A 22,842-nucleotide genomic window follows, 5' to 3' on the forward strand; every position below is an offset into this window, starting at 1 on the left:
GTGCGGGGATCAGGACCTGCGATTGGCGCGCAGGGTCGGATCGGCGGCGCGGGGGTCTTCGGGCCAGGGGTGGCGGGGATAGCGCCCGCGCATGTCCTTGCGCACATCGGCATAGCTGGTGTCCCAGAAGCCGGGCAAATCCATCGTGACCTGCACCGGGCGCTGGGCAGGAGAGAGCAGCGCGATGCGGAGCGGCAGGCGGCGCGGACCGACGACGGGGTGTTCGGTCACGCCGAACATCTCTTGCAGGCGCACCTCGATGGTGGGGTGGTCGCCCGCGTAGTCGATCGGCACCCGGCGGCCGAGCGGTGTCTCGAAGTGCGAGGGCATCAGCCGGTCGATCTGCTGCAGCGCGTCCCATCCGAGGTGCTGGCGCAGGGCCTCGGTCAGGTCGAGCCGCTTGAGCTGATCGGCGGTGGTGATCCCGTTCAGGAACGGGGCCAGCCAGTCCTCGGCGCTGTCCGTGAGGGCGGCGTCGGAGACGTCGGCGATCTCGGCGCCTTCGCGGCGCATCAGGTCGGCGCGGGCCTGAAGGCGGCGGGCGGGGGCGGACCAGGGCAGGCCAAGATCGCGCACACCGTCCAGCATCGCGGCCACCAGCGCATCCTGCGGGGCATCGGTCCAGGCGCGTGTGTCGAGGGCGATGGCGCCCAGCCGTTCCACTTGCCGGGCCTCGACGCGGCGCTCGCGGCGTGACCAGCGGGCGAAGCGGACCCAGCCGATGCGGTCGGCGTGGACCGCGCGCAACTCTGCCTCGCTCAGCGCTGCGGCAAGGCGCACGCGCGCCTCGAGCCCGCCGCCGTCGAGGTCGGGCGCGACGATCAGGCGCTGCCCGGCCAGCGGATCGTCCGCTGCGGCCTCGGCCCCGCGCCCGCCCGAGAGCAGCCAGCGCGGCGCATCGCTGGGGCGGCGCAGGCCGATACGGTCGGGGTAGGCGAGGGCGGCCATCTGTCCGGGGGACAGGGGCGCGCCGCCGCGCGGCGCCAGGCGCTCGAGGCGGCGCGTCTCGTCGCGCAGGCGCCTCAGCGCGGCCGGATCGGCCGTGCCCACACGCTCGCCCTGCAAGGCGCGCAGGCGCAGCGTCAGGTCGCTGCCCGCGCCGCGCAGGGGATCGCGGTCGCCCAGAAGTGCGGCCAGCGGCGCGGCCTGCGATCCCGCGCGGATCAGCATGTGGGCCAGCCGCGGGTGCAGCGGCAGCGCGGCCAGCGCGCGTCCGTGGTCGGTGATCAGCCCGGAGGGTCCAAGGGCGCCCAGATCATGCAGGAGCGCCTGCGCCTCGGCGTAGGCACCGGCCGCGGGCGGGGTGAGGAAGGCGAGAGCCTCGGGCGCTGCGCCCCATTGCGCAAGGTCCAGGGCCAGCCCGGTCAGGTCGGCGCTTTCGATCTCGGCGGGAGGATGGGCGGGCAGCGCGCCTTCCTCGGCACGGGTCCAGAGCCGGTAGCAGACCCCCGGCGCGACACGGCCCGCCCGCCCGCGCCGCTGGTCGGCCTCGGCGCGGCTGACGCGCTCGGTCACGAGGCGGGACATGCCGGTGCCCGGATCGAAGCGGGCCCGCCGCGCGCGTCCGGCGTCGATGACGATGCGCACGTCCTCGATCGTCAGCGAGGTTTCGGCGATGGCTGTGGCCAGCACCACCTTGCGGCCCGATGCTGCGGGGGCGATCGCGGCGCGCTGGTCCTCGAAGCGCATGGCGCCGTAGAGCGGCCGGATCGCGCAGCCCGGCGGCAGGCGCCCCTCCAGCGCCGCCGCCACGCGCCGGATCTCGCCCTCGCCGGGTAGGAACACCAGCGCGCCGCCGTCCGTCTCGGACAGGGCGCCTTCCACCAGCGCGGAAACCGCCGCTTCAGGGCGCTGGCCGCGCGGCAGCGGCGCCGTAAGCCACCGGGTCTCGACGGGGAAGGCACGGCCGTCCGAGGTGACCACCGGCGCGTCGTCCAGCAGGGCGGCGACGGGGGCGGCGTCGAGCGTTGCGGACATCACCAGAAGCCACAGGTCATCGCGCAGCGCGCCGCGCACCTCCCAGGTCAGGGCAAGGCCGAGATCGGCGTTCAGGGACCGTTCGTGGAATTCGTCGAAGATCACCGCGCCGATGCCGGTCAATTCGGGGTCCGATTGCAGGATCCGTGTCAGGATGCCTTCGGTGACGACCTCGATCCGGGTGACGCCTGACACCTTCGCTTCGCCCCGCACCCGGTAACCGACGGTGCGCCCGACAGGCTCGCCCAGCGTTTCGGCCATGCGCTCGGCGGCGGCGCGGGCGGCAAGGCGGCGCGGCTCGAGCATGACGATCCGGCCCGGGACATGGTCCAGCAGCGCGAGCGGCACGCGCGTGGTCTTGCCCGCGCCGGGGGGCGCCTGCAGCACGGCGCGCCCCTGGGCCTGCAGGGCAGCCAGAAGGTCGGGGATCGCGTCTTCGATGGGTAGGCGGGTCATGGTCCCGGCTTAGCCTGTGGGCGGTGCCGGGGCCAGAGCGTGCGCCTAGCGCCGGATCAGCTTGGCCGTGCCGTAGACGGTGGCGATGCGCACTTCGGACACTTGCCAGACCTCGCCCGCGGGGCGGAAGTTCAGCTCGAACGGGAACACGCGGCGTTCCTGCATCTCCCACGGCTCGTATCCGGCGATGCGCTGGTAGCTGGCGCTGCAGGTGACCGCGCCGCTCTCTTCGCGCAAGGGACCGATGGCGATGCGGGCACGGCGCGAGCCGTCGAAGATGTCGACCGAGCGGTTGCACAGCTCGGTCTTCGGGCGGTCGCGCAAGGTGGCGAACAGCGCGGTCGCAGGATCGAGCGTGCCGCCTTGCGTCGCGGGATCGAGCGCGTTCGGGCCGCGCGTTGCCGGGGGCGTGGTCTGCATGACCCGTGGTACGCCGTTCTGAAAGCTCATCGTGGCACGGCTGACTTCGCGGCCGTCGTTGTTGTTCTCGGAATAGCTGGTCGGAATGAAGGTGCCGTTGCGCAGCGCGCCTTGCGCCTTCACGTCGTAGCGCAGGTCCACGACCGCCGAGATCAGGCCGGTGGATTTCAACTGGCCGGCCACGGAATAGGCGCTGTCGGTGGTGATGCCCTTGAACGCGGCGACCCCGGCCTTGATCCCGGCGAAGTAGACGTCGAACGTGGCGGTGGTGTCGCGGGCCTGGGCGGCGGCGGACAGGGCCTGCCCAAGGACAAGGACCGCAGCGGCGGCGAGGGTGCGGATACGGATCATGTCAATCACTCGTCGGTTTCTGGTGCGGGGTGGACCCCGAGGTGGCAAAAAGGCAGAACGCGACGGTAACGGTCAAATCAAGGCACCGTCACCGGGTGAAAGACTGCCATGAAACGGGCTGAAACCGAAGAGCTTGCCAACGCGATCCGGGCGGGAAACCGCCGAGCGCTGGCGCGTGCCGTGACACTGGTGGAAAGCCGCCGCGCCGATCACCGCGCGGCCGCTCTCGACCTTCTGGCGGCGCTGAAGGGCGGGCGCGAGGCGTTGAAGGTGGGGCTGTCGGGCACGCCGGGCGTCGGCAAGTCCACCTTTATCGAGGCGTTCGGCACGATGCTGACGGGACAGGGGATCAAGGTCGCGGTGCTGGCGGTCGATCCGTCGTCTGCCCGGTCGGGCGGGTCGATCCTGGGCGACAAGACCCGGATGGACCGTCTGGCGCGCGACCCGGATGCCTTCATCCGCCCGTCGCCCAGCCAGTCGCACCTGGGCGGTGTCGCCCGGCGCACCCGCGAGGCGGCGGCGCTGTGCGAAGCGGCGGGCTATGACGTGATCCTGATCGAGACGGTGGGCGTCGGCCAGTCCGAGACGATGGTGGCTGACCTGTCGGACATCTTCGTGCTGTTGATGGCCCCTGCGGGCGGCGACGAATTGCAGGGCGTCAAGCGCGGCATCATGGAGATCGCCGACCTGATCCTCGTGAACAAGGCGGATGGCGAGTTGGCCGCGACGGCGCGGCGCACCCAGGCCGACTATCGCGGCGCCCTGCACCTGATGCGCAAGCGCGAGGAAGACCCCGAGGGCTTTCCCAAGGTGCTGACCGTCTCGGCCATGGCGGAAACCGGGCTGTCCGAGGCGTGGACCGAGATGCAGGCGCTTGCCGACTGGCGGCGCGCGCAAGGACACTGGGCCACCCGGCGCGCCCGGCAGGCGCGGCGCTGGTTTGACGAGGAATTGCGCCAGGGCCTTCTGGACCGGCTGACCGCCGATCCCGCCATCCGCGCCGAGATCGAGGCGATCGACGCCGATCTTGCCGCCGGAACGCTTGCGCCTGCCGTCGCGGCAGAGCGTGTCCTCGACCGGTTCCTAGGGCGCTGACGGGATGGCCGAGGCGCGCAAGACGCTGGTGTTCGGCGGCGCACATTCCCGCGCGGTGGCGATCCTGCCGGGCTTTGATGATCTTCTGGTGACGTTCGATCACTACAATCCTGGCAAGGCGGGGTGGGAGAGGGCCAAGCGATCCAATCTGTGCATCCGCCGCAAGGTCACGCTTCTGCGGCTTCAGACGATCCGCAACGACTGGTTCGTGAACCCCGACCTGCCCGCGCTCGAGGCGGCGCTGGCCGGGTTCGTCAAGGGGTATCGCCGGGTGCACGGGCTTGGCTATTCGCTCGGCGGCTATGCTGGGCTGCGCCTGTCGCGGGCGCTGCGGCTGTCGCAGATGATCGCGGTGTCGCCGCAGGTCTCGCTCGACCGGGGGCGCGCGCCGTGGGAATCGCGCTATCCCGAGGCGCAGGGCTTCGACGGGCAGGCGGGCGATCTGGCGCAGGCGGCGCGCAGCGATCTGACCGGCGCGCTGCTGTACGACCCCGCGATTTCCGAGGACCGGCAGCATGCCCGTGCGATTTCAGTGCTGTTTCCCCGGCTGGAACTGACGGCTCTTACCTTTGCCGGGCATCCGGCGTCCGATGTGCTGTCGGTCGGGCGCGGGGCGGCCGATCTGCGTGCGCTGGCGCTGGACGAGGGCGCCGGTCGCCGCGAGGTGCTGGCGCTGTTCCGCGACACGCGCCACCGCTCGCCGTCCTACTGGGCCAACATGGCCGCCGGTCTGTCGCGGCGGCACCCGTTCTGGGCCGCCCGCGCCGAGGTGAAGGGCCTGCAGCTGCGCGCCGAGATCGCCCGCGCCGCCGAGCAACTTGCCGCGAAAGCGGACCCGGCCCCTTGACGCCACCAGAATCCGGCGGTAAAGCCACGCGACGAATTTCAGGGCACCGCCCGCCCGCGGTGCCTGTTTCTATTGGCCCCGGCGCCAGTGCCCGGCCGGAAACTATGAAAAGACGAGGATGAACCGATGTCGCGCCGCTGCGAACTGACTGGAAAAGGGCCGATGACTGGCAACAATGTCAGCCACGCCAACAACAAGACCCGCCGCCGGTTCCTGCCGAACCTCAACGACGTGTCGCTGATGTCCGAGGCGCTGGGTCGCCCCGTGAAGCTGCGCATCTCGGCAGCCGCGCTGCGCACGGTCGATCACCGTGGCGGTATCGACGCGTTCTTTGCCAAGTCGAAGGACGAAGAGCTGAGCGCGCGCGCGCTGAAGGTCAAGAAAGAGATCGCCAAGGCGCAGGCCCCCGCCGCCTGATCCTTTTCGGCACTGCACATCAAAGCGGCCTCGCCCCGACGGGCGGGGCCGCTTCGTTTTGACGCTTTCGAATCCCGCGGCGCGCCGGTATCGCTGTGCCATGCGGATGACACGCGCCCTCCTGTCCTGCCTTCTGGTGGCGGTGCTGGTTCTGACCGGCCCGGCGATGACGCTGGCGCGCGGCCAGTCCATGGCGGTCGGCGAGATGGTGCTGTGCACCGGCACCGGCCCTGTGACGGTTCCCGTCGATGCGGACGGCCAGCCGACCGGCCCTGCCCATATCTGTCCCGACTGCATGATGTCTCTGGCGCTTGGCGTGCTGCCCGCTGTCGCCGCACCCGTTCCGCCGACCGCCCTTGCCACAACCGAACCGTTCGGTCTGCACCGGACCGCGGCGATTGCCCGCGCCCTGCGCGCGCCCTCGGCACGCGGACCTCCCCTGGCCTGATCGCCACCGCCTTTCATCAACGATCAGACCAGAGAAAGACCACTCCGATGACCAAGACCTTCCTGACCACCGCCCTTGCGGCGATCCTTGCCGCGTCTCCCGTGCTTGCCGAGATCACCGTCAAGGACCCCTACCTGCGCCGGGTGCCACCGACCGCGCCCACCGGCGCCGCCTTCATGACCATCGAGAACAGCGGCGAGGCCGACCGGCTGATCGACGTGCGCTCGGACGCGGCAGAGCGGGTGGAACTGCACACCCACATCGACCTTGGCGACGGCAAGATGCAGATGTCCCATGACGAGGACGGCTTCGAGATCCCTGCGAATGGCATGCACATGCTCGACCGCGGCGCGGATCACGTCATGTTCCTGGGTCTTGGCGCGCCGATGTCCGAGGATGCCAGCGTGACCGTCACGCTGGTGTTCGAGAAGGTGGGCGAGATCACCGTCGAGGTGCCGCTCGACAATGACCGGATGCCGATGGACCATGGCGGGCACGGCAGCATGAAGCACGGCACACCGACCAACTGACGTCGCTTTCGGCCCGCCGCGTCGCAGATGGCGCAGCGGGCCACCGCATTCCGGGGCATCGGGTCAACCTTGCCACAAGGTGCCCCTATGCTCTCCGCCCTCACGATCCCCGATGCGTTCTCGCCCGCCGAATGCGCTGCCATCCTGGTGCTGTCCGCCGCCGCGCCCGCGCAGGACGCAGGCCTTGTCGGCGGCCAGCTTCACAACATGCGCCGGGCCGAGATCGCCTGGCTGGACGAGGCTCCCGGCACGGATTGGGTGATGCAGCGCATCATCACGCTGGTCGCCGAGGCGAATCGGTCGCATTTCGGCTTTGACCTGACCGAGTTCGCCGAAAGCCCGCAGGTGGCCCGCTATGGCGCCGAGGTGGCGGGGCATTTCGACTGGCATGCCGATGTCGGCGACGGCCCCGTGGCGCGCAAGCGCAAGCTGACGCTGGTGGTGCAACTGAGCGATCCGGCGGACTATGCAGGCGGCGCGCTGGAATGGCAGATCGACGCCGAAGTCCGCACCGCGCCGCGAGAGGTGGGTACGGCGACGCTGTTCCCCAGTTTCGCGCTCCACCGGGTCACGCCGGTGACCCAAGGCGGGCGGGCTTCGCTGACCACATGGGCGCACGGCCCGGCGTTCCGCTGATCCGCTCAGCGCGGCGCCAGCACCTCGTCCACGAAGGCGGGCACGATCTCGCTTGCCAGCCCATGCCGCGCCTCGTCGAACAGCGCCCCGCCCGAGGACGGCTCGAGGTTCAATTCGACCGTGCGCGCCCCGCGCGCCGCAGCCTCGGCCACGAACCCGGCGGCGGGATAGACGCTTCCCGAGGTGCCGATGGACACAAACAGGTCGCACGCCGCCAGGCGGTCGGCGATCTCCTCCATCCGGTAGGGAAATTCGCCGAACCACACGACGTCTGGCCGGGTGGTGGGGCGCTGGCACGCGGGGCAGGGATCGTCCGGCGCCATCAGGGGCGGCGCCTCCCACCGGTGCCCGCAGGCGGCGCAGAGCGCGCCCGCGAGCGTGCCATGCATGTGCCAGACCGCCTGCGATCCGGCGCGCTCGTGCAGGTCGTCGACATTCTGCGTGACGATCAGGACGCGCCCCGCATGGGCGCGCTCAAGCCGGGCGAGCGCGTCATGGGCGGCATTCGGCACCGCGCCGCGCGCATTGGCGCGGCGGGCGTTATAGAAATCATGCACTAGCTGCGGATCGCGGGCAAAGCCCTCGGGCGTCGCCACCTCGGCCAGATCGTATTTCGTCCAAAGCCCGTCCGTATCACGGAACGTGCCAAGCCCGCTTTCGGCCGAGACGCCCGCGCCGGTCAGGATGACGATGTCCTGCATCTGCCGACCTTTCACAGCGCAGGGACGCGGACCGACAAGGTCAGACGCGGCAGTACAGTTCCGCCTGTTCCCCGAAGGCGACGTATTTCTTCCAGAACACCTCGTGCCGGGGATTGTCCGACTGGCGGATTTCCTGCGCCTGGTGCGGGTCGGCAAAGAATTTGGCCGCCATCCGCTGGTCGCTTGAGGACAGCGACACGTCTGCGACCCCCTGGATGCACGAGCAGACCGCCGGGGTCTTCGCCCCGCGCTCGGAGCGCGCGCACGCGGTCGAGATCGGCCCCGAGGCCGCGCGCACCGGCGAGTAGGTCGCCGCACGGTCGACCGTATCGCCCCCGCCGCCGCAGCCGCCAAGCGCCAGCGCCGCCAGAAGCACGAAAGTGGTTTGCATGGTTCGCATGGATACTGCCCCTGTGGTCCCGGTTTCGGGATTAACTCTTTGCGCAAAGATGCTGCAAATCGTGGAAAAACTCAATCGGGCAGATTTCGGGGTCGGTGGGCGCCGGGCAACTGTGGCTTGTGTTTTCGGGGGGTGTTCCTAAACTCGGCCTTAACCGATCCCGGCGCAGAACCGGACACGGCGGAGGGCGTTCATGGGCAACCACCTGTATTACGGCGACAACCTGCGGGTGCTGCGCGAGAGCATCGCGGATGAAAGCGTAGACCTGATCTATCTCGACCCGCCGTTCAACTCGAATGCCAGCTACAACGTGCTGTTCAAGGGGCCGCAGGGCAACGAAAGCGCGGCGCAGATCGAGGCGTTCGGCGAGGTGCTGCGCTCGGGCAACGGGGCGGCGGCGGAAATGCTGCGGGCGATGCGCTCGTTCCTCGGGGAAAACGACATGATGGCCTAGTTAAAATGCGTCATGTGGGTTAAGTAGAAAGGCTACCAGCGTCCTCCAGTAGGCCATTTGGAATGAGCAAGAGCTACACATTGTACATCAAAGCCTATACGCCCGAGACCATCCCCATGGCCCGGCTGGCTCAGTACATGCAAAATCTAGCTGCAATGCTCGGTCACGATGCAGCCGTACACTTCGACACGCTTAAACCTGGCAGTACACAGCTTGTCACCAGGATCGACCATGAAGACGTGCCAAAGGTCGCAACTCATTTGGCTCAAGTGAAGCGCGGTGAAGGCAGTCCGGAAGCCACCAGGGCGCACGCTGAAATCGACCGCTTGCTGGCAGAGGACAACGCAACGGGCTTTGTCTATGAGGATGAAGACGAGAGCGCTGAAATCATCGCATTCCCAGGCGTGACTCGGCCGAAGCCAAGCACGTTCGGCCCGTTCAACCAAGTAGGCTCGCTCGACGGTATCTTGATCAGCGTTAGTGGCGCAGATCATACCGTACACCTTCAGCTTCAAAACGGCGAAACCAAGTACACGGGGATCGACACGAACCGCGAGACGGCACGCCGACTGGCCAAACACATGTATGAACCCGTGCGCGTGTTCGGCACGGGCCGGTGGTTGCGTGACCAGGACGGGAAGTGGAGTCTGAAGAAGTTCAAGGTTGAAAGCTATAGCGTCCTTGCGGACGATGATCTGAAGGAAGCCATTTACCAGATGCGCAAAATCGAAGGCAGCGAGTGGAAAGACATGGACGATCCCATCAGTGCCGTGAAAGCCCTTCGCGAAAAGGATAACGGTTTGCACTAATGGTTGTTTTCGATAGCTCGGTTCTGCTTCTTGTCCTCGATCAGAACGCCAAACCGCCCAACGATCCCGCCACGGGACAACCATTGGACAAGGCTGCCAAACGGATTGAGCATCTGATCCATAACCTAACGGCTGACAACGAAAAAATCGTGATCCCTACACCGGTCTTGACCGAGATTCTGGTTCACGCTGGCGAGGCGATGCAGCCCTATCTCGACATCATGAACGGCCAGTCTGCATTTCGGATAGCGCCCTTTGACCAGAAGGCCGCCATTGAAGCGGCACTCGCCATGAGTGATGCGATCAAGCGCGGCGGCCATCGCGTCGATGCGGCAAATCCAGATGCGACCAAGACCAAGATCAAGTTCGACCGACAGATCGTCGCAATCGCAAAGGCAGAAGGCGCGCATGCGGTCTATTCAGATGACGCAGACGTGCACAGCTATTCCAAACATGCGGGATTGGATGCCTACCGCACAGCCGATCTCGACTTACCACCGGAAGACCCTCAGGGTTCACTTGACGTGTGAAGTAAAAGCTACTTACGCGGCGTGATCGAACGCGAAGGCGCCGAGATCGGCATCTTCCTGACGCTGACCGAACCGACCAAGCCGATGGTCGCCGAAGCGGCGGCGGCGGGCCAATACGAGGAAGCGGGCTTTTCCCCGGTGCCGCGCCTGCAGATCGTCTCTATCGAAGAAGCTCTGGCCCTGCGCGACCGCGCCGTGCGCCTTCCCGCCCGCCGCGACGACGCCTTCAAGAAGGCCGCCCGCGAACAGGACACGCGCGCCCAGGGCAAGCTGGACCTGTGACCGCTACCCCGTGATCCGGAACCCTTCGCCCGCGTCGCCGGGGCGGGCGTCCTCGACCGTGACGGTGGACACCCGCGCGGCGTCCGGCCCGTGGTGCAGCAGCGCCTGCATCTCGGCCACCCGCGCTGCGGGCCCCTCGATCAGCGCGGCGACGCTGCCGTCGCCTTCGTTGCGCACCCATCCCGTCAGCCCGCGCGCCTCGGCCTCATGCTGCACCCAGGCGCGGAATCCCACGCCCTGCACACGGCCGCTGATGCGCGCCCGGATCGCGGTGGTGTCGGTCATCTCGGGCTGCCTCCTCGCTTCCTTTCAAGGCCCTTGATCGGCCATTGCCATGACAATCCCGCGACGCGGGGCACAGTTCCCTGCCAACGCCGCCTGCGGCACGCGGCGCCGCGCCACGTCCCATTGACCATTGCCGAAAACAGCCGCATATCCGCGCAATGACCGAGCTCGCATATATCCGCAATTTCTCCATCGTCGCGCATATCGACCATGGGAAATCCACCCTTGCCGACCGGCTGATCCAGCTGACCGGCACCGTCGCCGAACGCGACATGAAAGAGCAGATGCTCGATGCCATGGACATCGAGCGCGAGCGCGGGATCACCATCAAGGCCAACACGGTGCGGATCGACTATCCCGCCAAGGACGGCCACACCTATGTTCTCAACCTGATCGACACCCCCGGGCACGTCGATTTCGGCTATGAGGTCAGCCGCTCGATGCGCGCCGTCGAAGGCTCGCTTCTGGTGGTGGACGCCAGCCAGGGCGTCGAGGCGCAGACGCTGGCCAACGTCTACCAGGCCATCGACGCCGATCACGAGATCGTTCCGGTCCTGAACAAGGTCGACCTGCCGGCGGCAGAGCCTGACCGCGTGCGCGAACAGATCGAGGACGTGATCGGGATCGAGGCGCATGATGCCGTGCTGATCTCGGCCAAGACCGGCCTCGGCATCCCCGACGTGCTGGAAGCGATCGTCACCCGCCTGCCGCCGCCCAAGACCGGCGACCGCGACGCGCCGCTCAAGGCGATGCTGGTGGACAGCAAGTACGACAGCTATCTCGGCGTGATCGTCATCGTGCGCATCATCGACGGCGTCCTGAAAAAGGGCGACCGCATCCGCATGATGAAGACCGGCGGCACCTATGACGTGGACGACGTGGGCGTTTACCGCCCCGCCATGACCTCGGTAGGCGAACTGGGCCCGGGCGAGATCGGCTATCTCAACGCCTCGATCAAGCAGGTGCGCGACACCCGCGTCGGCGACACCATCACCCATGAAAAGCGCCAGACCGAAACCGCGCTGCCGGGCTTCAAGCCGTCGATCCCCGTGGTCTTCTGCGGCCTCTTTCCCGTGGACGCCAACGATTTCGAGGACATGCGCGACGCCATCGAAAAGCTGGCGCTGAACGACGCGTCCTTCACCTTCGAGATGGAAACCTCGGCCGCGCTTGGCTTTGGCTTCCGCTGCGGGTTCCTGGGGCTTCTGCACCTCGAAGTCATCCGCGACCGGCTGGAACGCGAGTATGACATTGACCTCATCACCACGGCACCCTCTGTGGTCTACCGCATCTTCACGCGGGACGGCGAGATGCGCGAATTGCACAACCCCGCCGACATGCCCGACCCTGCCACGGTCGAGCATATCGAGGAACCGCGTATCAAGGCGACGATCCTCGTGCCCGACGAATACCTCGGCGATGTGCTGAAGCTTTGCCAGGACCGGCGCGGCATCCAGCTTGATCTGACCTACGCGGGCAGCCGCGCGATGGCGGTCTATGACCTGCCGCTGAACGAGGTGGTGTTCGATTTCTACGACCGGCTGAAATCGGTGACCAAGGGCTATGCGTCGTTCGATTACGCCATCGAAGGCTACCGCGAGGACAACCTCGTGAAGATGTCCGTGCTCGTGAACGACGAGCCGGTGGACGCGCTGTCGATGATGGTCCACCGCGACCGCGCCGAGATGCGGGGCAGGGCGATGTGCGAAAAGCTGAAAGAGCTGATCCCGCGCCACATGTTCAAGATTCCGATCCAAGCCGCCATCGGCGGCAAGGTCATCGCCCGCGAGACGCTCGCCGCGCTGCGCAAGGACGTGACCGCCAAGTGCTACGGCGGCGACGCGACTCGGAAGAAGAAGCTTCTGGAAAAGCAGAAGGCCGGCAAGAAGAAGATGCGCCAGTTCGGCAAGGTTGAGATCCCGCAGCAGGCGTTCATCAACGCGCTGAAGATGGATAGCTAAGAAAGAGCTTTGATCAGGACTGCAAAGCTCGTATCCTCTGGTTGGAAGAATTTCTAAGGATACATGAATTGGCCATTCAGAAACGTTCGAGCAACCCGTCGGCTAGACTAAGAGCGATATGGGTTGAGCGCGTTTCGCGTTATCAAGAATTTGTTGAAAGGTTGGAATCTGATGACGTGTTTGATCGTCATCTATTCTTTGGATTTAGGAACTCGACTCGATCTCAATCTGAATGGGCTCATCTCGTTGGGGTGGCGCAGGGCACTATTGGGAATTGGGAACGTGGAATAACGTATCCAAATACTGGGTATAGGCGGCGTCTACTATCAGCTTCTCGTACCGTTTTGGAAGAAGAGAAGTCTAGCATCAATGGATTGGCCAGCAGGGTTGGTATAAAGATCGAATTCGATGCAGTTTCTACGCGTCGTGGCTTGGACAATTCGATCCTAAACGCGGCGATCACTGACTTTGAATTCGACAAGGCGCGCAACAGAATAGTTCCCATTCCGTTTCAATCAGATGATCGGGTCCGAGACCAGAAGGAACTTGAAGAGGACAAGAGGAATCTCCTTGCCTCACTGGCAACGCAAGCTCGACTGATTTCGGATTCTGTAGACAGATTTTCGAATCTCAACTCAGAAAATTTTGTCAGATACTTTGATGAGTACAGAACTCACGCTTCAAATCAAGAGCCCAATCCTAGATTGCTTCACCGCTTAGGAGATACAATAGCGCGTCAGACACAAGATGACGATGTGAGACATGCTGTAAACCGATGGGACGAGGTCGCCATCGACGGATTTAATAAAGATCATATCGATTTGATGAGATTATACTTTAGGCAGGCATTGGCCAAGGCTCAAGAAGTGGAGGCAATGCCTGTCGAAGACGAATCTCAGGGTGTTACTTCTGCGGATCATTTTTATGATGCCGCAGACCTTATTGAGAGCACGGTAAATGGTGATGGTCAGCCAGTCTTTGACAGCGATATACCAACTTTGCTCCGTGATATTGGGAAGGAGGTGCGAGATATTGGAGAGGCTGAAGTATTTACAGCAGACGAATTTAGGCGCGGCGTTCTTCGTAGGCGTCGATTGGAGGCGGTAAAGAGTGGTTCTATTTATATTGGGAGAATACTTTTCTTTTCTTCACTCTTTGTTGTTTTGAATCCTGCAGCGCTTGGCGCAATTGGAAGCTTGGCATCTATTTTGGGTCTTATGGATCAAATCGCGCCTGGAACTATTCGTTCTATTTATAGAAGGCTCAGGCAGGCTTTCCCAATACTTCCAAAGTTGGGTGACGATTAATTTAAAGAATGTGTGTCTAGTAAGTGCTTGCCGCCGGAACGCTGTGCTCATCTCCGCCTGAACGCCCCAGACCGTGCCCCCGACTTGACCCAGCGCAAAGCCGCCCATCCCGCCTGCACGCTAGTCTCCCCCCAGACGCGCGCCTTCCGGGAGACTTCACATGCTACGCCTTGCGGCCATCCTGTTCAGCCTTGTGGCCACCACCCTTGCGGGCTCCGCCTTCGTTGCGGCGCTGACCATGGGGCATGACACGCTTGAGCCCATCCTCATCGCGGTCGGGATCGGTTTCGTGCTGGCGATCCCCGCGACGTGGATCGTCACGCGGCAGATCCTGCGCTGATCACAGGTCCAGGAACACCCGCACCGCCGCCTCGAAGTCGCGCGGCTTTTCGGCGTGCAGCCAGTGGCCCGCGCCGGGGATCGACGCGAAGCGGGCGTCGGGGAACTGTGCGCGGACCTGATCGCGCGCGCTGCGCGGGACGTAGTCGCTGTCTGCGCCGGTCAGGAACAGCGCGGGGCCGTCGAATGTGCCCGGCGTGTCCGGCCAGCCGGTGATGCGGTCCATGTCTGCGGCCAGCACGTCGAGGTTCAGCTTCCACCGCTTCTGCGCGGCGTCGAGCGATTGCAGGAAGAACGCCCGCAGCCCCTTGTCCGCGACATGCGGCGCCAGCAGCGCCTCGCCGTCCGAGCGCCGCTCGATCCCCGACAGGTCCACCGCGCGCATCGCGTCGATGTACTGCATCTGGCTGTGCCCATAGGCCATCGGCGCGATGTCGGCGACGACGAGTTTGCCCAAGAGGGAGGGTTGCATCAGCGCCAGCACCATCGCCGCCTTGCCGCCCATCGAATGCCCCAGCACGTCCATCGGCGCGCCCATGGCCTCGATCACCTCGGCCAGATCGGCGGCAAGGTCGTCGTAGCCGTGGCTGTCCGTCCAGGGGCTGTCGCCGTGGTTGCGCATGTCCACCGCCACCACGGGGCCGCGGTCGGACAGGCGCTTGGCGATGACGCCCCAGTTGCGCGCCGACCCGAACAGGCCGTGGGCGATGAGAAGCGGGCGCGCGGCGCCGTCAGAGGGGTGGTCGATCCGGGTCAGCATGACCCTTGGTCTAGACGCATGTTGGCGGGGTTTCCAGCGCCCCGGATGCTCGCTAAGGTCGCACCGTCTGGTTTTGGGGGGCGGCACTTGGCGCAACAGATGGGCTTTGCGGCCGACAAGGCCGACCTGATCGCGCGGATGCTTGAGAAAAAGCTTGGCGTCGGCGGCAAGACCCTGCGCGCCAAGCTGAAACGCACGCGCAGGCTGCTGCCCTGGGACGTGCGCGCCTCGATCGAGCGGCTGGCCGATGCCGAGGAATTGTCGGCGCACCCCAAGCTTGCCAGCCGGATGGACCCGGGCGCCATCGAGAAGGATTTCAGCGCCGTGTCACGCTACCTGGCCAAGGTCGATCCTGCCGAGCGCAGGCGCAGGCGGCTCTTGAACCTTGCCGCTCTCGTGGCCTTCGATCTTCTGGTGATGTTCGTGATCGTCGTCGCCGTGCTGGTCTGGCGCGGCTACCTCTGAAACGCGAACCGGCGCGGGGGATGGCCTCCGCGCCGGCCTGTCGTCTCGATGGGGGGCGGATCAGAGCGCCGGGTAGATCGGGAACCGCGCGCACATCTCCATCACCTCGGCCTTGACCCGGGCCTCGACGGCGCTGTCGCCGTCCTCGCCGCTGGCGGCAAGCCCGTCCACGACCTCGGTGATCCAGCGGCCGATCTGGGCGAATTCACCCTCGGCAAAGCCGCGTGTGGTGCCCGCGGGCGTGCCAAGGCGCACGCCGCTGGTGACCATCGGCTTTTCGGTGTCGAAGGGGATGCCGTTCTTGTTGCAGGTGATGTGCGCCCGGCCCAGCGCCTTTTCGGTGGCGTTGCCCTTGACGCCCTTGGGGCGCAGGTCGACCAGCAGAAGGTGGCTGTCGGTGCCGCCGGTCACAAGGTTCAGACCGCCCGCCATCAGGGCCTCGCCCAGCGCGGCGGCGTTCTTCACCACCTGTTCCTGGTAGGTCTTGAACTCGGGGCGCAGCGCCTCGCCGAAGGCAACGGCCTTGGCGGCGATCACATGCATGAGCGGACCGCCCTGGATGCCGGGGAAGATCGCCGAGTTGACCTTCTTGGCGATATCCTCGTCGTTGGTCAGGATCATGCCCCCGCGCGGACCGCGCAGGGTCTTGTGGGTGGTCGTGGTCACGACGTGGCAGTCCGGGAAGGGCGAGGGATAGACGCCCGCCGCGATCAGGCCCGCGTAATGCGCGACATCGGCCAGCACCAGCGCGCCGACCTTGTCGGCGATGGCACGGAACCGGGCGAAATCCAGACGGCGCGGGATGGCCGAGCCGCCCGCGATGATGAGCTTCGGCTGATGTTCCAGCGCCAGCGCCTCGATCTGGTCGTAGTCGACGTCAAGCGTGTCTTGCCGCACGCCATACTGGACGGCGTTGAACCACTTGCCCGACTGGTTGGGCTTGGCGCCGTGGGTCAGGTGCCCGCCTGCATCGAGGCTCATCCCGAGGATGGTGTCGCCGGGTTTCAGCAGCGCGGTGAACACGCCCTGGTTCGCCTGGCTGCCCGAATTCGGCTGCACGTTGGCAAAGCCGCAGCCAAAGAGCTGCTTGGCGCGGTCGATCGCCAGTTCCTCGGCGATGTCGACATACTGGCACCCGCCGTAATAGCGGCGGCCGGGATACCCCTCGGCATACTTGTTGGTCATGACCGAACCCTGCGCTTCCATCACGGCGGCAGAGACGATGTTCTCGGAGGCGATCAGCTCGATCTCGTCGCGCTGGCGGCCCAGCTCTGACGTGATCGCGCCGAAAAGCTCCGGGTCGCGGTCGGCAAGGCGTTCGGTAAAGAAGCCGTCGTCGCGGTGCGGTGCGTTCATGGGCCTTGGTCCCCCTTGAAAGGCTGTCTGGGATGCGCGGTATCTAAGGGAATCGCCGTGGCCATGAAAGGCTGAAAGCGGCAGATGTGGCGATCCGCGCGGCAGAGGACGACCTCGAGGGGCGCGGATCGGCGCTTGTGTTTCCAGATGTGACGCGGGATGACGTATGCGAAACCTTTCGGAAGGACCGAAATGGCCAACCGCCCCGCCATCGCCTTCGTGGCGAGCCAGGCCGAGATCGCGCAGCACGCCAAGGCCACCCTGGCCGAGGCGTATGGCGGTGTGACGCTGGACGAGGCGGACGTGATCGTGGCGCTGGGCGGCGACGGGTTCATGCTTCAGACCTTGCACGGCACCATGCATCTCGATGTGCCGGTCTACGGGATGAACCGGGGCACCGTCGGCTTTCTGATGAACGAGTTTCACGCCCATGACCTGTGGGACCGGCTGGAGGCGGCCGAGGAGACGGTCATCAACCCGCTGTCGATGACGGCGATGGGCATGGACGGGCAGGAACACGCGGCGCTTGCGATCAACGAGGTGTCGCTGCTGCGCTCTGGTCCGCAGGCGGCCAAGCTGAAGATCTCGGTCGATGGCCGCATCCGCATGGAAGAGCTGGTCTGCGACGGCGCGCTTCTGTCCACGCCCGCCGGATCGACGGCCTACAACTACTCGGCACACGGGCCGATCCTGCCCATCGACGCCGATGTTCTGGCGCTTACCGCGATGTCGGCGTTTCGCCCGCGTCGCTGGCGCGGCGCGCTGCTGCCCGACACCGCGCGGGTGCGGATCGACGTGCTGGAGCCGGAGAAGCGCCCGGTGATGGCCGATGCCGATGCGCGCAGCGTCGGCACCGTGGTGTCGGTCGAGATCATCAGCGACCCGGACGTGCGGCACCGGTTGCTGTTCGATCCCGGTCACGGGCTGGAAGAACGCCTGATCCGCGAGCAGTTCGTCTGACCAACCGCGCTTGAGGGGGCCGGCGCGCGGCGCTGTTCGCGGCATCCGCCGCGAAGACGCCCCGCCCGCCGTCCCGTCACGCCCCCTTGGGATACCCCAGCGTGCCCACGGCCGCGCGCACCTCGTCCAGAATCGCCGGATCGTCGATGGTCGCTGGCACCTTGAACTCGGCCCCGTCGCAAATCTGCACCATCGTCTTGCGCAGGATCTTGCCCGAACGGGTCTTGGGCAGCCGGTCGATCACCACGGCCAGCTTGAACGCCGCAACGGGCCCGATCTGATCGCGCACCATCGCCACGCATTCCTTCGCGATTTCCTCGTGCGGTCGGTTCACGCCCTTGGTCAGGCAGACGAAGCCCATCGGCAACTGCCCCTTCAGCTCATCCGCGACCCCGATCACGGCGCATTCGGCGACATCCGGGTGGTTGGCCAGGACTTCCTCCATCGCGCCGGTGGACAGCCGGTGCCCCGCGACGTTGATGACGTCATCGGTGCGCGCCATGATCCACAGATAGCCGTCCTCGTCCTTCATGCCCGCATCCCCCGTCTCGTAATAGCCGGGGAAGTGGTCGAGATACGCCTTGCGGAACCGGTCTTCGGCATTCCACAGCGTCGGCAGCGTGCCGGGGGGCAGCGGCAGCTTGACGGCGATGGCGCCCAGCGTGCCGGGCGCGACCTCGTGTCCCGCCTCGTCGAGGATCTGCACGTCCCACCCCGGCATCGGCACGGAGGGCGAGCCGATCTTGACCGGCAGCGCCTCGATCCCCATCGGGTTGGCGACGATGGGCCAGCCGGTTTCGGTCTGCCACCAGTGGTCGATCACCGGCACGCCCATAAGGTCCTGCGCCCATGTGATGGTGTCGGGATCGGCCCGTTCACCTGCGAGATACAGCGCGCGCAGGCACGAGATGTCGTAGGGCTTGAGGAATTCGCCCTTGGGGTCCTCGCGCTTGATCGCGCGGAAGGCGGTCGGCGCGGTAAAGAAGGACCGCACGTTGTGTTCCGAGATCACGCGCCAGAACGTGCCTGCGTCGGGCGTGCCGACCGGCTTGCCCTCGAACAGGACGCTGGTGTTGCCCGCGATCAGCGGCGCATAGCAGATGTAGCTGTGACCTACGACCCAGCCCACATCCGAGGCGGCCCAGAACACCTCGCCCGGATCGACGTTGAAGATGTTTTTCATCGTCCATTGCAAGGCCACAAGATGCCCCGCGGTCGGGCGCACGACGCCCTTGGGCTGGCCGGTAGTGCCCGAGGTATAGAGGACGTAGGCGGGGTGATCGCCCGGCACCGGGACGCAATCGGCATGGGGCGCATCGGCCGCGAAATCGGCCCAGTCGTGGTCGCGGCCTTCGGTCAGGTCCGCCATGCCCTGCGGGCGTTGCAGGATGACGCAGAACTCGGGTTTGTGCCGCGCCTGTTCGATGGCGCCGTCCAGAAGCGGTTTGTAGTGGACGACGCGCCCCGGCTCGATCCCGCAAGAGCCTGCGATGATGCATTTCGGTGTCGCATCGTCGATCCGGACGGCCAGTTCATGCGCCGCGAAGCCGCCAAAGACGACCGAGTGGATCGCCCCGATGCGAGTCGCGGCGAGCATCGCCACCACCGCCTCGGGGATCATCGGCATGTAGATGATGACGCGGTCGCCGACGCCGACACCCTGCGCCTGAAGCGCACCGGCAAGCCGCGCAACGCGGTCCTGAAGATCGGAATAGGTGATCGTCGCCTTGGTGTCCGTCACCGGGCTGTCGTAGATCAGCGCCGCCTGATCGCCGCGCCCGGCTTTGACGTGGCGGTCGACTGCATTCCAGCAGGTGTTGACCTTGGCATCGACGAACCATTCATAAAGCGGCGCGTTCTTGTCGAACAGCGCGCGGGACGGAGGCTCTACCCAGTCGATCACCTGCGCCTGTTCCATCCAGAACCCCTCGGGGTCGGATTTCCACGCTTCATAGACCTCGGCATACGTCGCCATGACCGCTCTCCTCCTCCGTCGTGACGGGTCAGGTGTAAGGCCCCGCTTGGCGGCGCGGCAAGCGTGTTAGCGCCGCACCCGGGCGCACCGGGCGCGAAATTTGCAGAATTCGGTGCCCGCTGTGCGGCTAGCTTTGCAAAGTCGGACACGCTTTGCCGCGCGCGCACCTGGCATGGGCCGTTTGCAAACCCGCTGTCGCGCCCAGCCCTCAGCCGTAATGTGCCACCGGCGTTCCGGCGAGGGCGGAGGTGTTCAGCAGCCCGCGCGCGGTGATCGACGGGGTCACGATATGGGCGCGGTTGCCCATGCCCATCAGGATCGGCCCGACCTCGAGACCGCGCGCCTTCATCTTGAGGATGTTGCGCACACCGGACGCGGCATCGGTCGAGGCGAAGACCAGCACGTTCGCGGGCCCCTGCAGACGCGCGTTCGGGAAGATGCGCGCGCGCAGTTCGGGGTCAAGCGCGGCATCGGCGTGCATCTCGCCCTCGTATGCGAAATCGCGGGGTGCGGCATCGAGCAGGTCGATCGCGGCCCGCATCCTGCGCCCGGAATCGATGTCGAGGTTGCCGAACTGCGAATGCGAGCACAGCGCGATGTTCGGGGAAAGGCCAAAGCGCCGGACGTGCCGTGCCGCGCCGATCACGGTTTCGGCGATCTCGGCGGGTGTCGGTTCGGGGTTCACCTGGGTGTCGGCGACGAACAGCGGCCCGTCTTCGAGGATGATTAGCGACAGGGCGCCCACGGGGTGCAACCCGTCGGTGGCGAGCACCTGGCTGACGTAGTTCAGGTGCCACAGATATTGTCCGAAGGTGCCGCAGATCAGGCTGTCGGCCTCGCCGCGATGCACCATCACCGCGCCGATGGCGGTGGTGTTGGTGCGCATGATCGCGCGCGCCAGATCGGGGGTCACGCCGCGCCGTTCCATCAGCCCGTGGTAGGTCGTCCAGTAGTCGCGGTAGCGCGGGTCGTTCTCTGGGTTCACCAGCTCGAAATCGGTGCCGGGGCGGATCGCGAGGCCGGCGCGCTCGGCGCGGGCCTCGATCACCTCGGGGCGGCCGATCAGGATCGGCACATCGGTGGTTTCCTCGATCATCGCGTTTGCGGCGCGCAGGACGCGTTCATCTTCGCCTTCGGTAAAGACGATGCGGCGGTTCGCGGTGGCGGCGGCCTCGAACACCGGGCGCATGATGAGGGCAGAGCGGAACACCGAGCCGTCGAGCTGCTTCTTGTAAGCGTCCAGATCGTCGATCTGGCGGGTCGCGACGCCGGTGTCCATCGCAGCGCGCGCCACGGCGCTGGCGACGACGCCCATCAGGCGCGGATCGAACGGCTTGGGGATCAGGTAGTCGCGCCCGAACGTCAGCTGCTCCCCCTGGTAGGCGGCGGCGGCCTCGGCGCTGGTGGTGGCGCGGGCCAGCGCGGCGATCCCCTCGATGCAGGCGATCTTCATCTCGTCGTTGATCGTCGTCGCACCGACGTCCAGCGCACCGCGAAAGATGAACGGAAAGCACAGCACGTTGTTGACCTGGTTCGGGTAGTCGCTGCGCCCGGTGGCGATGATCGCGTCGGGGGCCACGGCGCGCGCGGCATCGGGCATGATCTCGGGCGTGGGGTTGGCCAGCGCAAAGATGATCGGGCGCTCGGCCATGCGCGCGACCATGTCCGGGGTCATGACGTTCGGGCCGGAGAGGCCAAGGAACAGGTCGGCGCCGTCGATCACATCGGCCAGCGTGCGCGGACCGCCCGGCTGGGCATAGGCAGCCTTCTGCTCGGGCATATCCTCGGCGCGGCCCTCGTGGACCAGCCCGTGCAGATCGCACAGCCATACGTTCTTTCGCTGGACCCCAAGTTTCAGCAGCATGTCGAGGCAGGCGATGCCGGCGGCGCCGCCGCCCGTGGACACGATCTTGATATCGGCAAAGGCCTTGCCCGCGACACGCATGGCGTTCGTTGCGGCGGCGCCTACGACGATGGCGGTGCCGTGCTGGTCGTCGTGGAAGACGGGTATGTTCATCCGCTCGCGGCAGATCCGTTCGACGATGAAGCAATCGGGCGACTTGATGTCTTCAAGGTTGATCGCGCCGAACGTCGGCTCCAGCGCGCAGACGATGTCGGCGAGCTTTTCAGGGTCGGATTCGTCCAGTTCGATGTCAAAGCAGTCGATGTTGGCGAACTTCTTGAACAGGACCGCCTTGCCTTCCATCACCGGCTTGGACGCCAGTGCGCCGATGTTGCCAAGACCGAGCACCGCAGTGCCATTGGTGACGACGCCGACAAGATTGCCGCGCGTGGTGTAGCGCCGGGCGTTCTGCGGATCGTCCTTGATTTCAAGGCAGGCCTCGGCGACGCCGGGCGAATAGGCCAGCGCAAGGTCGCGGCCGTTCGCAAGCGGCTTGGTCGCCTGGATCTCCAGTTTGCCGGGCCTTGGGAATTCGTGATACCGCAGCGCCGTGTCGCGGAATGCGTCCTGCCTGAGATCGTTCGAGTTCATGGTTCCGCCCGATAGTTTAACGTTGAACGACTATCCCGCGCCCTGCGGGTCGCTGCAATCCCCATGCACATCGCCGATCTTGCCGGTCAAGCGTAAACGGGACGCGACGGGACACCTTGCCTTGCGCGCTGTTGCGAGACAGGCTTGACCGACTGGCCCTGAATGCTGGCCCTGGATGAAGGAACGCCTGCGATGTCATTGACGGAAGCCGCCCGCGCGGTGCGGGACCGCGCCTATGCGCCGTATTCCAACTTCAAGGTCGGCGCGGCGATCCTGGGCGCCAACGGCAAGGTCTATGTCGGCTGCAACGTCGAGAATGTCGCCTATCCCGAAGGCACCTGCGCCGAAGCGGGGGCGATCGCGGCGATGATCGCCGATGGCGAGACGGTGATCGCAGAGGTCGCGGTGATCGCCGACAGCCCCGATCCTGTGCCGCCCTGCGGCGGCTGCCGCCAGAAGCTGGCGGAATTCGCCGGGCCGTTGGCACAGATCACCATGGCCACCACCGACGGCGCCGAGACGCGCGCCGCCATCGCCGACCTGATCCCCGGCGTGTTCGTGCGCGCGCACATGGACAAGGGCTGACC

25 protein-coding genes are annotated in these 22,842 nt (G+C 66.1%); 16 read left to right on the forward strand and 9 right to left on the reverse strand.

The features are described from left to right. Window positions 1–9 precede the first annotated feature (9 nt). On the reverse strand, window positions 10–2,433 hold the full coding sequence (gene hrpB, locus KTJ87_RS02890) for an ATP-dependent helicase HrpB (RefSeq protein WP_267137558.1): 2,424 nt from the start codon (window positions 2,431–2,433) through the stop codon (window positions 10–12). 45 nt (window positions 2,434–2,478) lie between these two features. After that, window positions 2,479–3,204, reverse strand: coding sequence for a DUF3108 domain-containing protein (locus KTJ87_RS02895; protein ID WP_267137559.1), 726 nt, complete (start codon window positions 3,202–3,204; stop codon window positions 2,479–2,481). 108 nt (window positions 3,205–3,312) lie between these two features. Here KTJ87_RS02895 and meaB point away from each other — a divergent pair, with 108 nt between their 5' ends. The 6 genes from meaB (at window position 3,313) to KTJ87_RS02925 (ending at window position 7,177) form a co-directional block, all read left to right on the forward strand. Further along, window positions 3,313–4,299 carry a methylmalonyl Co-A mutase-associated GTPase MeaB gene (gene meaB / locus KTJ87_RS02900; protein WP_267137560.1) on the forward strand — a complete coding sequence of 329 codons (987 nt, stop codon included), beginning with the start codon at window positions 3,313–3,315 and terminating at the stop codon, window positions 4,297–4,299. Between the two features lie 4 nt (window positions 4,300–4,303). After that, window positions 4,304–5,146, forward strand: coding sequence for an alpha/beta hydrolase (locus KTJ87_RS02905; protein WP_267137561.1), 843 nt, complete (start codon window positions 4,304–4,306; stop codon window positions 5,144–5,146). 126 nt (window positions 5,147–5,272) lie between these two features. Further along, the gene (gene rpmB, locus KTJ87_RS02910) at window positions 5,273–5,563 is read left to right on the forward strand and encodes a 50S ribosomal protein L28 (RefSeq protein WP_267137562.1); all 291 of its coding nucleotides are present in this window, start codon (window positions 5,273–5,275) and stop codon (window positions 5,561–5,563) included. Window positions 5,564–5,669: 106 nt separating this feature from the next. After that, a complete protein-coding gene (locus KTJ87_RS02915) occupies window positions 5,670–6,011 on the forward strand; it encodes a hypothetical protein (RefSeq protein WP_267137563.1) in 342 nt (113 codons plus the stop codon). 47 nt (window positions 6,012–6,058) lie between these two features. Continuing rightward, on the forward strand, window positions 6,059–6,541 hold the full coding sequence (locus KTJ87_RS02920) for a copper chaperone PCu(A)C (protein WP_267137564.1): 483 nt from the start codon (window positions 6,059–6,061) through the stop codon (window positions 6,539–6,541). Between the two features lie 87 nt (window positions 6,542–6,628). Next, window positions 6,629–7,177, forward strand: coding sequence for a 2OG-Fe(II) oxygenase (locus tag KTJ87_RS02925; RefSeq protein ID WP_267137565.1), 549 nt, complete (start codon window positions 6,629–6,631; stop codon window positions 7,175–7,177). Window positions 7,178–7,182: 5 nt separating this feature from the next. Here KTJ87_RS02925 and KTJ87_RS02930 read toward each other — a convergent pair whose 3' ends face one another. Further along, window positions 7,183–7,878 carry an NAD-dependent deacylase gene (locus KTJ87_RS02930; RefSeq protein ID WP_267137566.1) on the reverse strand — a complete coding sequence of 232 codons (696 nt, stop codon included), beginning with the start codon at window positions 7,876–7,878 and terminating at the stop codon, window positions 7,183–7,185. Window positions 7,879–7,918: 40 nt separating this feature from the next. Next, window positions 7,919–8,278, reverse strand: coding sequence for a hypothetical protein (locus KTJ87_RS02935; RefSeq protein ID WP_267137567.1), 360 nt, complete (start codon window positions 8,276–8,278; stop codon window positions 7,919–7,921). Between the two features lie 193 nt (window positions 8,279–8,471). Between KTJ87_RS02935 and KTJ87_RS02940 the strand changes: the two genes are divergently transcribed. From KTJ87_RS02940 to KTJ87_RS02955, 4 genes are all read left to right on the forward strand, one after another. Then, on the forward strand, window positions 8,472–8,732 hold the full coding sequence (locus KTJ87_RS02940; RefSeq protein ID WP_267137568.1) for a class I SAM-dependent methyltransferase: 261 nt from the start codon (window positions 8,472–8,474) through the stop codon (window positions 8,730–8,732). Window positions 8,733–8,794: 62 nt separating this feature from the next. Continuing rightward, window positions 8,795–9,541, forward strand: coding sequence for a hypothetical protein (locus tag KTJ87_RS02945; RefSeq protein ID WP_267137569.1), 747 nt, complete (start codon window positions 8,795–8,797; stop codon window positions 9,539–9,541). Further along, window positions 9,541–10,071, forward strand: a complete 531-nt coding sequence (locus KTJ87_RS02950) for a PIN domain-containing protein (RefSeq protein WP_267137570.1) — start codon at window positions 9,541–9,543, stop codon at window positions 10,069–10,071. The genes KTJ87_RS02945 and KTJ87_RS02950 overlap by 1 nt, the downstream gene beginning before the upstream one ends. Window positions 10,072–10,092: 21 nt before the next feature. Continuing rightward, window positions 10,093–10,353: a hypothetical protein gene (locus KTJ87_RS02955; RefSeq protein ID WP_267137571.1), complete on the forward strand. Its 261-nt coding sequence runs from the start codon at window positions 10,093–10,095 to the stop codon at window positions 10,351–10,353. A gap of 3 nt (window positions 10,354–10,356) precedes the next feature. Here the strand turns inward: KTJ87_RS02955 and KTJ87_RS02960 are convergent, their stop codons facing one another. After that, the gene (locus tag KTJ87_RS02960) at window positions 10,357–10,638 is read right to left on the reverse strand and encodes an acylphosphatase (RefSeq protein ID WP_267137572.1); all 282 of its coding nucleotides are present in this window, start codon (window positions 10,636–10,638) and stop codon (window positions 10,357–10,359) included. Window positions 10,639–10,796: 158 nt separating this feature from the next. On the opposite strand from KTJ87_RS02960, the gene lepA reads away from it, so the two are divergent. From lepA to KTJ87_RS02975, 3 genes are all read left to right on the forward strand, one after another. Then, complete coding sequence (gene lepA, locus KTJ87_RS02965; protein WP_267137573.1) at window positions 10,797–12,599, forward strand: translation elongation factor 4; 1,803 nt, start codon at window positions 10,797–10,799, stop codon at window positions 12,597–12,599. Between the two features lie 68 nt (window positions 12,600–12,667). After that, on the forward strand, window positions 12,668–13,906 hold the full coding sequence (locus KTJ87_RS02970; RefSeq protein ID WP_267137574.1) for a helix-turn-helix domain-containing protein: 1,239 nt from the start codon (window positions 12,668–12,670) through the stop codon (window positions 13,904–13,906). 160 nt (window positions 13,907–14,066) lie between these two features. Continuing rightward, window positions 14,067–14,246, forward strand: coding sequence for a CTP synthetase (locus tag KTJ87_RS02975; RefSeq protein ID WP_267137575.1), 180 nt, complete (start codon window positions 14,067–14,069; stop codon window positions 14,244–14,246). Here KTJ87_RS02975 and KTJ87_RS02980 read toward each other — a convergent pair whose 3' ends face one another. Continuing rightward, window positions 14,247–15,005, reverse strand: a complete 759-nt coding sequence (locus KTJ87_RS02980) for an alpha/beta fold hydrolase (protein WP_267137576.1) — start codon at window positions 15,003–15,005, stop codon at window positions 14,247–14,249. It lies immediately after the preceding gene. 87 nt (window positions 15,006–15,092) lie between these two features. Here KTJ87_RS02980 and KTJ87_RS02985 point away from each other — a divergent pair, with 87 nt between their 5' ends. Then, on the forward strand, window positions 15,093–15,470 hold the full coding sequence (locus KTJ87_RS02985; protein ID WP_267137577.1) for a hypothetical protein: 378 nt from the start codon (window positions 15,093–15,095) through the stop codon (window positions 15,468–15,470). A 60-nt stretch (window positions 15,471–15,530) separates the two neighbouring features. On the opposite strand, the gene glyA is transcribed toward KTJ87_RS02985, so the two are convergent. Beyond that, window positions 15,531–16,826 carry a serine hydroxymethyltransferase gene (gene glyA / locus KTJ87_RS02990; protein WP_267137578.1) on the reverse strand — a complete coding sequence of 432 codons (1,296 nt, stop codon included), beginning with the start codon at window positions 16,824–16,826 and terminating at the stop codon, window positions 15,531–15,533. Between the two features lie 192 nt (window positions 16,827–17,018). On the opposite strand from glyA, the gene KTJ87_RS02995 reads away from it, so the two are divergent. Further along, window positions 17,019–17,786: an NAD kinase gene (locus KTJ87_RS02995; protein ID WP_267137579.1), complete on the forward strand. Its 768-nt coding sequence runs from the start codon at window positions 17,019–17,021 to the stop codon at window positions 17,784–17,786. A gap of 76 nt (window positions 17,787–17,862) precedes the next feature. On the opposite strand, the gene KTJ87_RS03000 is transcribed toward KTJ87_RS02995, so the two are convergent. Both KTJ87_RS03000 and KTJ87_RS03005 read right to left on the reverse strand, forming a co-directional pair. Beyond that, window positions 17,863–19,761: a propionyl-CoA synthetase gene (locus tag KTJ87_RS03000; protein WP_267137580.1), complete on the reverse strand. Its 1,899-nt coding sequence runs from the start codon at window positions 19,759–19,761 to the stop codon at window positions 17,863–17,865. A 208-nt stretch (window positions 19,762–19,969) separates the two neighbouring features. Continuing rightward, window positions 19,970–22,255: an NADP-dependent malic enzyme gene (locus KTJ87_RS03005; protein ID WP_267137581.1), complete on the reverse strand. Its 2,286-nt coding sequence runs from the start codon at window positions 22,253–22,255 to the stop codon at window positions 19,970–19,972. A gap of 192 nt (window positions 22,256–22,447) precedes the next feature. Here KTJ87_RS03005 and KTJ87_RS03010 point away from each other — a divergent pair, with 192 nt between their 5' ends. Continuing rightward, complete coding sequence (locus KTJ87_RS03010; protein ID WP_267137582.1) at window positions 22,448–22,840, forward strand: cytidine deaminase; 393 nt, start codon at window positions 22,448–22,450, stop codon at window positions 22,838–22,840. Window positions 22,841–22,842: the final 2 nt, after the last annotated feature.

Source organism: Anianabacter salinae (genome assembly GCF_019061145.1).
Taxonomy (GTDB): Bacteria; Pseudomonadota; Alphaproteobacteria; order Rhodobacterales; family Rhodobacteraceae; genus Anianibacter; species Anianibacter salinarum.